This is a genomic window from Kitasatospora sp. NPDC057692, from assembly GCF_042799475.1.
Taxonomy (GTDB): domain Bacteria; phylum Actinomycetota; class Actinomycetes; order Streptomycetales; family Streptomycetaceae; genus Kitasatospora.
Genome location: NZ_JBHVIV010000023.1, coordinates 1 through 14,417, shown reverse-complemented (window position 1 = coordinate 14,417; position 14,417 = coordinate 1). Strand labels below are relative to the sequence as shown.

10 protein-coding genes are annotated in these 14,417 nt (G+C 74.9%); 6 read left to right on the top strand and 4 right to left on the bottom strand.

Annotated features, from left to right (window positions below):
- The first annotated feature begins 271 nt into the window (after positions 1 to 271).
- The 5 genes from ACFVFS_RS15445 to ACFVFS_RS15425 all read left to right on the top strand — a co-directional run bounded on the left by ACFVFS_RS15445 (position 272) and on the right by ACFVFS_RS15425 (position 6,630).
- On the top strand, positions 272 to 1,552 hold the full coding sequence (locus tag ACFVFS_RS15445; protein ID WP_380624230.1) for an aspartate kinase: 1,281 nt from the start codon (positions 272 to 274) through the stop codon (positions 1,550 to 1,552).
- Positions 1,549 to 2,682, top strand: a complete 1,134-nt coding sequence (locus tag ACFVFS_RS15440) for an aspartate-semialdehyde dehydrogenase (RefSeq protein ID WP_380624228.1) — start codon at positions 1,549 to 1,551, stop codon at positions 2,680 to 2,682. Before ACFVFS_RS15445 ends, ACFVFS_RS15440 begins: the two co-directional genes overlap by 4 nt.
- Positions 2,683 to 2,989: 307 nt before the next feature.
- Positions 2,990 to 3,553 carry a SigE family RNA polymerase sigma factor gene (locus ACFVFS_RS15435; protein ID WP_380624226.1) on the top strand — a complete coding sequence of 188 codons (564 nt, stop codon included), beginning with the start codon at positions 2,990 to 2,992 and terminating at the stop codon, positions 3,551 to 3,553.
- Positions 3,546 to 5,117: a hypothetical protein gene (locus ACFVFS_RS15430; RefSeq protein ID WP_380624224.1), complete on the top strand. Its 1,572-nt coding sequence runs from the start codon at positions 3,546 to 3,548 to the stop codon at positions 5,115 to 5,117. Before ACFVFS_RS15435 ends, ACFVFS_RS15430 begins: the two co-directional genes overlap by 8 nt.
- 709 nt (positions 5,118 to 5,826) lie before the next feature.
- Positions 5,827 to 6,630, top strand: a complete 804-nt coding sequence (locus tag ACFVFS_RS15425) for an SURF1 family protein (protein WP_380624222.1) — start codon at positions 5,827 to 5,829, stop codon at positions 6,628 to 6,630.
- On the opposite strand, the gene ACFVFS_RS15420 is transcribed toward ACFVFS_RS15425, so the two are convergent.
- The 4 genes from ACFVFS_RS15420 to ACFVFS_RS15405 form a co-directional block, all read right to left on the bottom strand.
- Complete coding sequence (locus ACFVFS_RS15420) at positions 6,631 to 6,957, bottom strand: hypothetical protein (protein ID WP_380624220.1); 327 nt, start codon at positions 6,955 to 6,957, stop codon at positions 6,631 to 6,633.
- A 291-nt stretch (positions 6,958 to 7,248) separates the two neighbouring features.
- Positions 7,249 to 9,198 (bottom strand): prolyl oligopeptidase family serine peptidase, encoded by a 1,950-nt coding sequence (locus ACFVFS_RS15415; RefSeq protein ID WP_380624218.1) that lies wholly within the window; start codon positions 9,196 to 9,198, stop codon positions 7,249 to 7,251.
- A 183-nt stretch (positions 9,199 to 9,381) separates the two neighbouring features.
- Positions 9,382 to 10,860 (bottom strand): MFS transporter, encoded by a 1,479-nt coding sequence (locus tag ACFVFS_RS15410; protein WP_380624216.1) that lies wholly within the window; start codon positions 10,858 to 10,860, stop codon positions 9,382 to 9,384.
- A gap of 80 nt (positions 10,861 to 10,940) precedes the next feature.
- Complete coding sequence (locus ACFVFS_RS15405; RefSeq protein WP_380624214.1) at positions 10,941 to 11,372, bottom strand: nuclear transport factor 2 family protein; 432 nt, start codon at positions 11,370 to 11,372, stop codon at positions 10,941 to 10,943.
- A 154-nt stretch (positions 11,373 to 11,526) separates the two neighbouring features.
- Between ACFVFS_RS15405 and ACFVFS_RS15400 the strand changes: the two genes are divergently transcribed.
- A complete protein-coding gene (locus tag ACFVFS_RS15400) occupies positions 11,527 to 14,241 on the top strand; it encodes an AAA family ATPase (RefSeq protein ID WP_380624212.1) in 2,715 nt (904 codons plus the stop codon).
- The last annotated feature ends 176 nt before the right edge of the window (positions 14,242 to 14,417 follow it).

The window sequence follows — 14,417 nt, the reverse complement described above, 5'->3', positions numbered from 1 at the left end:
ACGGAAGCCTCACCCTTCCGTGCGGAGAGGAAAACCCCGGGGCGTCCGTCCGTTCCTCCGCCGATTCTCCGGAACGGCGGCGGCCCGCCCGCAGACCTGCCGGTGTTGCCGCCCACACCCCCGCTCACCTGCTGAAACGTGTGTCTCATCATATGGAAAGCGGAGGTCGGAGGACCCCCGCTCGGTAGACTGGCGCCGACCGCACTGCCCCCGCCACCCGGGGGTGCGGGGGCCGATCGCCCCCGAAGACGACACAAGTCGAGGAGCGCACGTGGGCCTTGTCGTGCAGAAGTACGGCGGCTCATCCGTTGCGGATGCCGAGGGCATCAAGCGCGTGGCCCGTCGAATCGTTGATGCCAAGAAGGCCGGCCATGAGGTCGTCGTCGTGGTGTCCGCGATGGGCGACACGACGGACGAGCTCATCGAACTCGCGGAGCAGGTGTCACCTCTCCCCGCCGGCCGCGAGTTCGACATGCTGCTGACCGCTGGAGAGCGCATCTCCATGGCGCTGCTGGCCATGGCGATCAAATCCCTGGGCCACGAGGCGCAGTCGTTCACAGGCAGCCAGGCCGGCGTCATCACCGACTCCGTCCACAACAAGGCGCGCATCATCGACGTGACGCCGGGCCGCATCCGCACCGCCCTGGACGAGGGCAACATCGCGATCGTGGCCGGCTTCCAGGGCGTGTCGCAGTCGAGCAAGGACATCACCACGCTCGGCCGCGGCGGCTCGGACACCACCGCCGTCGCCCTCGCCGCCGCCCTCAAGGCGGAGGTCTGCGAGATCTACACCGACGTGGACGGCGTGTTCACCGCCGACCCGCGCGTGGTGAAGAAGGCCCGCAAGATCGACTGGATCGCGTACGAGGACATGCTGGAGCTCGCCTCGTCCGGGTCCAAGGTGCTGCTCGACCGCTGTGTGGAGTACGCGCGCCGCTACAACATCCCGATTCACGTACGCTCGTCCTTCTCGGGCCTCCCCGGGACGATCGTCAGCAATGACAACCCGAACCAGCCCGAAGGGGGCGAGATGGAGCAGGCCATCATCTCCGGAGTCGCCCATGACACGTCCGAGGCGAAGGTCACGGTCGTCGGCGTCCCCGACAAGCCCGGTGAGGCGGCGCGCATCTTCCGCGCCATCGCCGATGCCGAGATCAACATCGACATGGTCGTGCAGAACGTCTCGGCGGCGTCGACCGGCCTGACGGACATCTCCTTCACCCTGCCGAAGACCGAGGGCCAGAAGGCCATCGACGCGCTGGACAAGGTGCGGGAGGGCATCGGCTACGAGTCGCTCCGCTACGACGACGCGATCGGCAAGATCTCGCTGGTCGGCGCGGGCATGCGCTCCAACCCGGGCGTCACCGCGACCTTCTTCGAGGCGCTCTCCGCGGCCGGCGTCAACATCGAGCTGATCTCCACCTCGGAGATCCGCATCTCGGTGGTCACCCGCGCCGAGGACGTCAACGCGGCCGTCCAGGCCGTCCACAGCGCCTTCGGTCTGGACAGCGAGACGGACGAGGCCGTCGTCTACGGAGGCACCGGGCGATGACCCGGCGGCCGAACCTCGCCGTCGTCGGCGCCACCGGCGCGGTCGGCGAGGTGCTCCTCGGCCTGCTCTCCCTCCGCCAGGACGTCTGGGGCGAGATCCGACTCGTCGCCTCCCCGCGCTCGGCCGGCCGCAAGGCGGTCGTGCGCGGGGAGCCCGTCGAGGTGCTCGCGCTCGGCGAGGAGGCCTTCGAGGGGATCGACGTCGCGCTGTTCGACGTCCCCGAGGAGGTCGCCGCCCGCTGGGCGCCGATCGCGGCCGCCAAGGGCGTCGTGGTGGTCGACAACTCCGGCGCGTTCCGACTGGACGACGCCGTTCCGCTGGTCGTGCCCGAGGTCAACGCGGCGGCCGCCCGGATGCGCTCGCGCGGCATCGTGGCGAGCCCCGACTCCACCACCCTGACCATGATCGCGGCGGTCGGCGCGCTGCACGCCGAGTACGGGCTGGAGTCGCTGGTCGTCGCCTCCTACCAGGCCGCCTCCGGGCTCGGCCGGGCCGGCACGGACGCGCTGCGCAGCCAGCTCGCCCAGGTGGCCGGGACCGACGTCGGCGAGCAGACCGGCGACCTGCGCGCGGTGATCGCCGACCACGGGCCGTTCGCGGCCCCGCTCGCGCTCAACGCGGTGCCGTGGGCCGGTGTGCTGACGGACGGCGGCTGGTCGTCCGAGGAGCGCACGCTGCGCGACGAGTCCCGCAAGATCCTCGGCCTGCCCCGGCTGAAGGTCTCCGCCACCTGCGTGCGGATCCCGGTGGTGCGCACCCACGCGCTGGCCGTGCACGCGGTGTTCGAGCGCGAGGTCACCCAGGAGCACGCCCGGGAGCTCCTGGCGGAGGCCCCCGGGGTGGTGCTGTACGACGACCCGGCGGCGGGGGAGTTCCCCACGCCGAACGACGCGGTCGGGACGGACCCGGTGTGGGCGGGGCGACTGCGCCGGGCGCTGGACGACCCGAACGCGCTGGACCTCTTCCTCTGCGGGGACAACCTGCGCCGGGGTGCGGCGTTGAACGCGCTTCAGATCGCGGAACTGGTGGCCGCCGAGCTGGTGGCCGCCGAGGGCGTGGGCGAGTCCGAAGGTGCGGGCGGCGGCGGCGGCGTCGGCGGTGTCGGCGACGAGGTCGACGACGAGGCGTAGGGCCGCGGCTGCCGCACGGCCCGCACGGCTCGCGCGGAACGGTCCTGACGAGGTGTGGGGCGCGACGCCCCCGGCTCTGCGCGGGATGTTCGCCGACTGCACGAGGAATCCTCGCCGGATCCCCTGGAGGGCCGTTCCTTCCATGCGGGAGAATGTCCCCCGGACTGGGCAACCATGACAGGGGATCGAGTGTCCAACGGGCGTGGCGAACGTGATGGTGGGGGCAGGGACGGGCATCTCGGCGGTAGCCGCGGTGACGTTTCCGTCGCGTGTCCAGTGGCCTGCGGATAGGCCGGAAGATAACCAGATGACGGCAGTCGCACCCGGCGCCGCGGATTCCGGCACCGGTAGCGCCGGTACCGCCGGAACCGCCGCCGGGACCAGCGAAGATCTGCTCACCGAGACCTATCAGGCGCACTACCGATCCCTGCTGAGACTGGCCGCGCTGCTCCTCGACGACCTGTCGAGCTGCGAGGACGTCGTCCAGGAGGCCTTCATCCGGGTGCACGCGGCCCGGCGGCGGGTGCGTGAACCCGAGAAGACGCTGGCCTACCTGCGGCAGACCGTGGTCAACCTGTCCCGCTCGACGCTGCGGCGCAGGATCCTCGGGCTCCGGTTGCTGCAGAAGCCGATGCCTGACATGGCCAGTGCAGAGGAAGGCGCCTACGATGCGCTGGAGCGGGACCAGTTGAAAGTCGCGCTGCGGGGGCTGCAACGCCGTCAGCGGGAGGTGCTGGTGCTGCGCTACTTCCTGGACATGACGGAGGCACAGGTGGCCGAGACCCTGGGCATCTCGCTCGGTTCGGTGAAGGCGTACGGCTCACGGGGGCTCGCCGCACTGCGGGTCCAGATGGAGGCCGGGCGTGGCTGAGAACGATCGTGCGGGTGCGGGTGCGGGTGCGGGTGCGGGTGCGTCGGGTGCGGGCGAGGGCGTAGGTGCGGGCGCTCTGTTCGGTTCGGCGGCCCCGCTCGACGGCGAGGAGTCCGGTGAGCGCGAGGAGCGGCTGGTCCGGGAACTGATGCAGCGGGCCGTGGCCGGGGTGCAGCCCGCCCCCGGCGGTCTGCAGCACATCCGGCGGGCGGTGCCGCGCAGGCGGGCCATTCGGCGCGGGGCCTGGACGGGGGTCGCCGCCGTGACCGCCGCCGCCTCGTTCCTGCTGCCGGCCCTGCACACCGCGGACCACCTCGGCCTGTCCGGCGGCCCGGGCGCGGCGGGTGCCGCGAGCGGCAGCGCCTCGGCGACCGTCGAGGGCAACGCTTCCGGCACCACCGGTGCGCCCGACCGGCCGCCGGCCGCCGGAGCCGGGGCGTCGGCCGTTCCCGGCAACTCGTCCGGCACGGCCGACGGTTCGCCGAGCGTCGGCCCGAGCACCAGCCGGCCGGCGAACGGCACCTTCGCCCCGACCGCCCCCGCCACCACCGGGGGGAACAACGCCTCGGTGGTGCCGCTGTGCGCGCGCTCCGACCTCGGACAGGGCACCGCGCGCCTCGGCGCCGCGGACGCCGGCGGGCGGATCTACGGCCACTTCACCGTGACCAACGTCTCCGGGCGCAGCTGCCAGCTGGGCGGTCCCGGGTCGGTCACCGTCGCGGCCGTCACGGGCGTCGCGGGGGCCGACTCCGGCCGGGTCCGGATCGCCTTCCACACCGCCGGTGACCCGGCGACCGACCTGCCCGCACCCGGGCCCTCGTCCGGCCCCGCGACCGGGAAGGACGCGGGGAGCGACGGTCTCGTCCTCCAACCCAGGGCCGGGTACCGGGTGGACTTCGCCTGGATCCCCGACCAGGGCGGTTGTGCCGTGCCCGGCGGGACGTCCTCGCCGAGCGCGTCCACGGGCGGCGGGCAGCCGGCGACGTCCGGTGGCGGTACGACGGGGGGCGGCTCGGCCGGTCCCGGTACCGCGAGCGGCGGGCCGGGTGGGGGCTCGGGTGCGCTGCCGGGTGCGGACGGCGGCGGTTCCGGGTCTGTTTCAGGGGCCGGGGCGGGTTCCGGCTCCGGTTCCGGCGGGAGCGCGGGCGGCTCGGGGGCGAGCGGGGGCTCGGTGGGTACGGCGGGTTCGGCGGGGACGGACGGCGGCTCGGGGACGGGCGGCGGCCAGCCGGGCGGAACCGGGACGTCGGGGGGCGTCACCGGTGGGGCACCGGGAGCGGTTCCGGCGACCGACCCCACCGGGGAGCCGACCGCACAGCCGCGGCCGACCATGACGACGGGCGCGCCCACCGGGGCGCCGAGCCCGTCGGCCACCTCGGCGCCCGGCCCGAGCAAGCCCTCGGCGAGCGTCACGCTGGCGTACACCCCGGCCCCGGGCAACCCGGCTGCCGCGAGCGCCGTACTGCCGGGCGCCTGCGCGGGCACCGTCTACCGGACGGTGCCGCAGCTCCTCCCGGCCGACACCCCGACCCCCGCCCCCAGCACCTCGCCGTCGGCGGGGTGACCTGAGGGCGCGGGTGGCTGCGGTCGTCGGCGGCGCTGGCAGGGCTGGCGTTGGTGGCGTCGCCGGTGGCGGTGTTGGCGTGAGGTGTGCTCCGGCCGACGCGCGCTGCGGACGTGTGCTGTGGACGTGCGCAGGAAGTCGGCGGGTCCGACTTCCTGCTCCAGGGCGGCGCGGGGGCGGTGTTGTGGCGGCGGCCGGGGCAAAGTATGTAGACCGGTCGGCATATTTTGGCGTCCGGGCGGGGGCGAGTGCCGGGGCGTCGGGAGTGGAAAGTCGGCCGGTCCGACTTCCTGATCCGGCGGCGCCGCGAGAGCGGGAAGATTATGTAGACCGGTCTACTGATGATGGGCGAAATGTGTAGACCGGTCGGCATATTTGCAGGGCTGCGCGGGCGGCGGGCCGGTGGGGGTGGGAGTGGGAAGTCGGCAGGTCCGACTTTCCACTCCAGGGGGTGCCGCGGCGAGGTGGGTGGATTAGGTAGACCGGTCGGCATATTCGTGGGCCTATTTGCCGATGCGGTGCGGTCCCGTGCTGGCCGTGGGGTGGGAGTGGGAAGTCGGCGGGCTCGACTTTCCACTCCGGAAGCGCTGGCGAGATGAGCGAACTAGGTAGACCGGTCTGCATATTTCCCGGGGTCGGGAGGCAGGACGGAGGGCGCGCGGGGGCCCTGGGGGCGGGCGGGGTGTGAGGAGTGGTTACCGTGGGGGGTGTGTACCGGTTCCTCCTCACTCCGCGCTGGCTGAGCGGCACCGCGTTGGCCGTGGCGGCCGTCGCGGTGTGCGTCTGGCTCGGCTCCTGGCAGCTCGGCCGGTTCGAGGACCGGGTCTCCTCGCACCAGGAGATCAGCCGGGCGGTGGCCGACGGCGGCGCCCCCCGGCCGCTCGGCGAACTGCTCGGCGCCGAAAGCCCGCAGGTCACCACCGACACCGTCGGCCGCGCCGTGACGCTCACCGGCACCTTCGAGCAGGAGCACCAACTGCTCGTCCCCAACCGCGTGCTGGACGGCAGGCAGGGCTACTACGTGCTCACCCCGCTGCGCACCGCCGACGGCCGCACGGCCGCGGTCGTCCGCGGCTGGGCCGCCGGGGCACCCCCGGTCGGCGCGGCCGGCGCCGACAGCCCGATAGCGGCCGCCCCGGCCGGCGAAGTGACCGTGACCGGCCGCCTCCAGGCCGGTGAGACCAGCGGCAGCGGCGGCGCCGTGGCCGGCGGCCTCCCGGACGGGCAGCTCGGCACGATCAACCGGGCCGCGCTCCTCAACAAGCTCGCGCTGGAAGGCTGGTACGACGGCTGGGTGTCCGCCGACACCGCGCCGGAGGGCCTCACCCCCGTGCCGACCGTGCAGCCGCAGGGCGGTGACGGCCTCTCCCTGCGCGCGTTCCAGAACCTCGGCTACACGCTGGAGTGGTTCGTCTTCGGCGGCTTCGTGGTCTTCATGTGGTTCCGCCTGATGCGCCGCGAGGCGGAGGCGGAGCAGGACCGGGCCCTCGGACTGGACCCGGTCCTGGACTGATCAGCGGGCCGGCTTCGCCGGCGGCACGGCCGGCTTTCCCGGCACGGTCGGCGCCGGCGCGGGCGGCACCGTGGGAACGGCCGGCGTCGGCACCGCAGGCGTCGGTACCGCGGCCGACGGCGCACCGCCCGACGGCGAGGCGGTCGGCGACGGGTAGTCGCACTTGCGGCCACTGCTGTCGCTGTTGCCGCTGCCGTTGTTGTTCGAGTTGTTCGAGTTGTACGAGTCGGAGTGGTGCCGGGTCGTCCGGCCGCTCTTGGAGCCCTTGGACCCCTTCGAGCCCGACGACGACCCCTTCGAGCCCGATGACTTGGCGAGCACCACCACACCGCCGTCCTCACCGCTCCCGACCACGACCGGCGCGGTGCGGAACGCCGCCTTCACCACCGTGGACGTGGCCGTGGGCAGTACCGACGACGGCGCCGAGGAGGGCGAGGACGACGGCGAGGAAGCCGGCGGACAAGCCGCGCTCCCACCGCCACCGCCGCCCCCGCCCCCGCCGTCGTCCGAACCCGAGCAGCCGGTGAGCACCAACACCCCGGCCACCCCCGCCCCCGCGATCGCCAACAGGCGTCTCACCCGTACCCCCCGTTCCCCGCTGTGCCTAGTGCGCCGTGCCTACTTCTCCGCGCCCTGCTTCTCCGCGCCCTGCTTCTCCGCGCCCTGCTTCTCCGTGCCCTGCTTCTCCGTGCCCGCCTGATTCTCGCCCACCGTCGAGCCGGCGAGGTGCCGACGGACGAATTCGATCTCCAGCCGAAGCTGCTTGATCCGCTCGTCCACCACCAGCGACCCGTGCCCGGCGTCGTACCGGTACACCTCGTGCGGCTTGCCGAGCCGCTCCAGCCGCTCGACGTAGTTGTCGATCTGCTTGATCGGGCAGCGCGGGTCGTTCACCCCGGCACTGATGTACACCGGCACCCGCACCTGCTCGACGTACGTCAGCGGCGAGGACGCGGTCCAGCGCTCGGGCACCTCCTCCGGCGTGCCGCCGAAGAGCGTGCGGTCGATCGCCTTCAGCGCCTCCATCTCGTCCTCGTACGCCGTCAGGTAGTCCGCGACGGGCACGGCCGCGACGCCGAGGCTCCACAGCTCCGGCTGCGTCCCGAGCCCGAGCAGCGTGAGGTAGCCGCCCCAGGAGCCGCCCGACAGCACCAGCCGCGCCGGGTCGGCCAGCCCGCTCGCCACCGCCCACGCCCGCACGGCGGCGATGTCCTCCAGCTCGATCAGCCCGACCCGCTCGCGCAGCGCGTCCGTCCAGGCCTGGCCGTAGCCGGTGGAGCCGCGGTAGTTGACCCGGACCACCGCGAAGCCGTGGTCCAGCCAGGCGGCCGGTCCGGCGGCGAAGGAGTCGCTGTCGTGGTGGGTCGGTCCGCCGTGGACCTCGAACACGGTCGGGAACGGCCCGTCGCCCGCCCCGGCCGGCCGCTGGACCAGCGCGTGCACCCGCCCGCCGGGCCCGTCCACCCACACGTCCTCGACCGGCACCGAGCCGGGCGGGACGGCGCCGGGCGCGCGCAGCACCACGGTGCCGGCGGTGGAGCGCACGGCGGACGGCTCGGCGGCGGAGGACCAGAGGAACTCCACGGTGCCGTCCGGCCGCGGGGTGGCGCCGCCGACGGTGCCGCGCGGGGTGTCCAGCCGGGTGAGCACGCCCTCGTCCAGCGCGTACGAGAACAGCTCGCTGCGCGCCTCGTACTCGTGCTCGATCAGCAGCGACCGGGCATCGGGCCGCCACTGGGCGGAGAGGTCGCCCGGCAGTTCGCGGCCCTGCTCGTCGCGGAGCACCAGTGCCGTCTCCGTGCCGGTCGCCACGTCCCAGATCATCGGCTCCCAGCGGCCGGTGCGCTGGTGGGCGACCAGCAGCCGGGTGTCGCCGTCGAGCGGCGCGAAGCCCAGGCAGGCCACCCCGCGCGGCTCGTCGCAGCCGGTGACCTCGTCCAGTTCGGCCACCGTGGAGACCTCGCCGGAGCCGTCGACGGGCAGCCGCACGACCCGGATCGCGCCGTGCATGGCGTCGCCGTGCTCGGTGTGGTCGATGGCCAGCAGGGTGCCGTCGTGGCTCAGGTCGCCGACGCCGCCGTACTCGGCGTGCCGGTAGATCTCGACGGCCCGGTCCGCGCCGGGGCGGCGCAGGTGCAGGGTGGTGCCGCCGTCGTCCGTGGAGCGGCCGACCACCACGGTGCCGTCCCGGCCCAGGGCGAGACCCGCGTCGTAGGACGGGGCGAGGCCGGGGACGGCCTCCTCGTCGGGACCGGCCGGGCCGTCGGCGGGGCGGCCGGCGAACGGCTGGCGGCGCCAGATGCCGAACTCGTCGCCGTCCTTGTCGTCGAACCACCAGATCCACTGGCCGTCGGGCGACAGCTCGGCGTCGGTGGTGCCGTTGGGGCGGTCGGTGACCCGCCGGTGGGTGTCGGTGGCGCGGTCCCAGGCGTAGACCTCGTAGGTGCCGCTGGCGTTGGACACGTACAGCGCCCGCTCGGGGGCGTCCTCGGCCCAGTCCGGCAGGGAGACCCGGGCCGCCCTGAACCGCTGCTCCCACGCCGGTACGGCGCTCTTCTCCTCGCTCATCCACCCATCCAACCCGATCGGGGGGAGGAAACGGAACGGGAGGGCGAAACGGAAGGGGCAGGACCGCAACCGCACCCCCGCACCCCCGCACCCCCGCACCCCCGCACCCCCGTACCCCCGCACCCCCGCACCCCCGCACCCCGCGTCGCCCGGTCCGGCGCGGCTCACCACATTTGGCGCGGCTCACCCCGTCCGGCGCGGCAGCAGCTGGACCAAGGCCGCCAGCACCAGCTCCAGCACCGCCAGCGCCACCAGGCTGCGCCCGAACGAGACGGCCGCGTCGTCGGCGGCGTAGAAGAGGATGCCGATCAGCGCGACCCCGAGCGCCCCCGCCACCTGCTGGACGGTGGCCACCAGGCCCGCCGCCGAGCCGACCAGCCGCGGTTCGACGCCCGCCAGCACCACCGACGTCACCGGGGCGATCACCAGGCCCATCCCGAGCCCGTCCACGAACAGGCCGGGTGCCAGCCACCAGACGCTGCCGGTGGTGCCCGTGGCGTGCACCGCGAGGCCGATCAGGCCCAGCCCGGCGGCCATCAGCAGTCCGCCGAGCGCGACCGTCTGCCGCCCCAGCCGGGCGGCGACGCGGTGTGCGGCGGTGGAGGTCACCAGGTAGCCGAGGCCGATCGCGGTGAAGACCAGGCCCGCGCCGAGCGCGTCCAGGCCGCGGCCCGGCTGGAGGTAGAGGGCGAGCACCAGGAAGAAGGACCCCTGGCCGAGCGAGAAGGTCAACTGCGCGAGCAGGCCGGTGGTGAACGCGCGGCCCGCGGACCGCCGGGTGTCGAACAGCTGGGTGTCGACGAGGGGTGAGCGGCCGGCCCGGACGCCGCGGTGCTGGTGGAACGCGAACAGGGCGAGCAGCGCCGTCGCGCCGCCCAGGCAGAGCCAGGTCCACAGCGGCCAGCCGGCCCCCGGGCCCTGGATCAGCGGCAGCACCAGTCCGGTCAGCGCGACGGTGACCAGCACGACGCCCACCGGGTCCAGGCCCGGGCGGTGCGGGGCGCGCGACTCGGGCAGGGCGCGCCGCACCAGGGCCAGGGCGGCCAGGCCGACCGGGAGGTTGATCAGGAAGCAGCTGCGCCAGTCCAGGCCGAACAGGTCCGCACGGATCAGCACCCCGCCGATGAGCTGTCCGAAGACGGCGCCGAGCCCCATGGTCAGCCCGTACATCGCGAACGCCCGGGCCTGTGCCGCGCCGCTGTACGCCGTCCGCAGGATCGCCAGCACCTGCGGGCCCATCAGCGCCGCGGCCAGCCCCTGGGCCACCCGGGCGGCGACCAGCGCGCCCGTGGTCGGCGCCAGGCCGCAGGCCGCCGAGGCCAGGGTGAACAGGGCCAGGCCGAGTCCGAACAGCCGGCGCCGGCCGTAGCGGTCGCCGAGCCGGCCGGCGGTGATCAGCCCGGCGGCGAAGGCGAGGCCGAAGCCGGCGACCACCCATTGGACGGCGGCCGGTCCGGCGCCCAGGTCGCTCTGCAGGGAGGGGATGGCGACATTGACGACGAAGACGTCGAGGGCGGTCATGAAGGTCGCGGTCAGGAGGACCGGCAGCAGGCCGCGCGGGGCGCGCGCGGCATGACCGGAAGCAGTGCCGGAAACAGTGCCGGAGAAAGCACCGGAAGCGGCACCGGCGGCGGTCGGGCTGGCGGTGGGCGCACGGGACAACTCGTCGACTCCTCAAGGGCGGTGGAGCGGGGCGGGCGCCGTTTCGCCCGCCCCGGAGGGCAGGGGGAGGCGGGGCCGGGTCAGGCGCCCGGGACGCGGTCGAGGAAGCCGTACACCGAGGCGATCCGGCCCTCCGCGTCGGCGACCAGCACGTCGAAGCCGATGACCAGCGGCTCCTCCGCGCCGGCCGGGCCGAGGTTCCACGTGAAACGTGCGATGTTGTGGTGGGCGTCGACCGGGCCGAGGGTGAACACCAGGCCGGGGAACTGCGCCTGGGCGGCGCCGAGCAGCGCGTCGACGCCCTCGCGTCCGGTGACGGCGGCCAGCGGGTCGGTGTAGCCGCCGTCCTCGGCCCAGGCCTCGTCGACCAGCTTCCGGCGGGCGGCCGGGTCGGTCTCGTTCCAGGCGGCGAGGTAGCGAGCGGCGAGCAGCTGGAGGTCGGCCGCCCGGAGCTCGGCGGGCTCGGCGGGCTCGGCGGCCTGGGCGGGCTGGGCGGGCTGGGTGGAGGTCATCGTCTTCTCCCTTGTCCGGTAGAGCTGTTGGCGGTCCGTTCCCGCTGGTCAAGAAGGTACGGACGGCGGACGGAGGGCGAATCCGTCACGGATAGGTAGGGCTGTACGTACGCCGCCGCCAGTAGGGTCGGGCGTATCGGGAGGGGAGACCGGGGTGCTGTACGGGCGGGAACGGGAGCAGGCCGCCGTCGACGCGCTGCTCGACGGTGCGCGGGACGGCCGCAGCGGGGTGCTGGTGCTGCGCGGCGAGCCGGGGATCGGCAAGACGGCGCTGCTGGACCACGCGGTGGCGGCGGCCGGGGACGGCGTCCGGGTGATCAGGGCGGCCGGCGTCGAGTACGAGGCCGAACTCCCCTTCGCTGGGCTCAGCCAACTGCTGGCGCCCGGCCTGGACCGGCTGGCGGCACTGCCCGGGCCGCAACGGCGTTCACTGGAGGGCGCGTTCGGTATCGCGGAGGCGACCGGCGGCGCGGACCGGCTGCTCGCCGGGCTGGCCACGCTCGGGCTGCTCGCCGAACTCGCCGCCGAACAGCCGCTGTTGTGCGTCGTCGACGATGTGCAGTGGCTGGACCCGCCCTCGTTGGACGCGCTGCTGATCGCCGCCCGCCGACTCCAGGCGGAGGGCGTCGCGCTGCTGCTCGCCGCCCGGGACGCGGGGGCGGGCGCCGGGGCCGACGTACTGCCGCTCGCCGGGCTCCCGGAGCTGCGGCTGACCGGGCTCGCCGAGCCGGACGCCGTCCGACTGCTCGCCGACCGCGCGGGCGGTGCGCTCGCCGAACCGGTCCGCCGGCGCCTGCTCGACGAGGCGGCGGGCAATCCGCTGGCGCTCGTCGAACTCCCGTCGGTGGAGGCGGACTGCGCATCCGGAGGGCTGGCGCTCACCAGTCGGCTGCTGATGGCCTTCCACGGCCAGGTCACCGGCCTGCCGCCCGCCACTCAGACGCTCCTCCTGGTCGCCGCGGCGGAGGAGAACGGTGAGTTGGAGGCCGTCCTGGCCGCGGCCGCCGTGCTCGGTGTGGACGCCGGGGCGCTGGCTCCCGCCGAGCGGGTCCGGCTGATCACCGTCAGCGCCGAACGCAGGCTGGTCTTCCGGCATCCGCTGCTGCGCGCCGCCGTCCTCCAACGGACGCCCCTGCAACAGCGGTTGGCCGTCCACCGGGCGATCGGCGAAGTCCTGGAGGAGGGTGACCGGCGCACCTGGCACCTCGCGCTGGCCGCCACCGCACCCGACGCCGACCTCGCCGACGCCCTGGAGCGCACCGCCCAACGGGCCGAGGCACGCGGCGCCCACGGCGGTGCGGCGGCCGCCTACGAGCGCGCCGCCGGGCTCACACCGGACCGCGACGGCGCCACCCGTCGCCTGGTCCTGGCGGCCGAAGCGGCCACCGAGGAAGGCAAGTTGGCGCAGGCCGAGGCGCTCGCCGACCGGGCCGGGGCGCGCACCGACAGCGTCTTCGCGCACGCCCTGCTCGATCAGGTCCGGGCGGTCGCGCACTTCTGGCGCGGCGCCTACCCGGCCGCGTACCGGCTGCTGCTGGACGCCGCCGCCACCGACATCGAGCCCGCGCACGCCGCACGGATGCTGCTCCAGGCCTTCCACGCCGCCTGGTACGTCGGTGAGGAGCCGGTGGCCACCGTGCTGGACCGGTTGGCCGCCCTCCCGCTCGGCCCCGAGGAACCACTCGCCCCGCTGGCCCGAGACCTGCCGGCCGCCGTACTGCCCGCTCTGGGGCGTCCCGCCGGCCCCGTGCCCGACGTCCGCGCGACCGCCGGGGCGGCGCGCCGGGCGGGGGCGGAGAGCCCGGTCGACCTGGTGCAGCTGTGCGGCGCGGCCCTCGTCCTCGGGCGGGACCACGAGACGCTGGAGCTGGCCGCCGAACTCGCCGCCGAGGCGCGGGCCAAGGGGGCGGTCGGGGTGCTGCCCACGCTCCAGTTCTTCCTCGCCGAGGCCGAGTTGTTCCACGGCCGGCACCGCGACGCCGAGATCACGGCGGCGGAGGGGTACGCGCTCGCCCGCGACACCGGCCAGCACCAGTGGACCAGCCAGCTCGGCGCCGTCCTGGCCTGCCTGGCGGCCCTGGCCGGGGACGACGCGCGGTGCACCGACCTCGCCGCGCAGGCCCTGGCGCCCGGCTCGTCCGCCTCCGCCGCCGGCTTGCCCTGGGCGCAGTGGGCGCTCGCGCTGCTGGACCTCGGCCGGGGCCGCGCCGCAGCCGCCGCCGACCGGCTGCACACGCTCACCACCGGGCCCCACCGGCACCACATCGGCGCGACCCGGGCGGTGCCGGACCTCGTCGAGGCGGCCGTCCGACTGGGCGAGCCGGAGCGGGCGGCGGAGCCGTACGAGCGCTTCGCGCGCTGGGCGGGCGCGGCGGGGACGCCCTGGGCGGAGGCGCTGCGGTTGCGCTGCCAGGCGCTGCTGGGGCCGGCGGAGCTGGCCGAGTCGGCGTACCGGGCGGCCCTCGACCTGCACGAGGGCACGCACCGCCCGTTCGAACAGGCGCGCACGGCGCTGCTGTACGGGGAGTGGCTGCGGCGCGAGCGGCGGCGGACGGACGCCCGGCCCTATCTGGGTGCCGCGCTGGAGACCTTCGAGCGGGTGGGCGCCGCGCCGTGGGCGGAGCGCGCCCGGACGGAGCTGACCGCCACCGGCACCGCCGCCCCGACCCCGGTGGCCGCCGCGGCGGGGGTGCTGATGGTGCTCACCCCGCAGGAGCTGCAGATCGCGAGGCTGGCGGCGCAGGGGCTCAGCAACCGGGACATCGCGGCGCAGCTGTTCCTGAGCCCGAGGACGGTCGGGCACCACCTGTACAAGGCGTACCCGAAGTTGGGGATCGCCTCGCGGACGGAGTTGGTGGCGCTGTTCTGAGCCGGTCCGAGCGGACGGAGGTCCCTGCCGCCCCGGGGCGGGAAGGGCGGCAGGGACCGGCTCCTTTCCCTGCGGGGGTGCCGCTGCGGCTATTCGGCGGGGGTGCCGCGGAGGAGGAGGGGGAGGTGGGCGCCGCGGGCGAGGGCGTGGAGGGCGTGGGTGATGCGGTGGTGCTG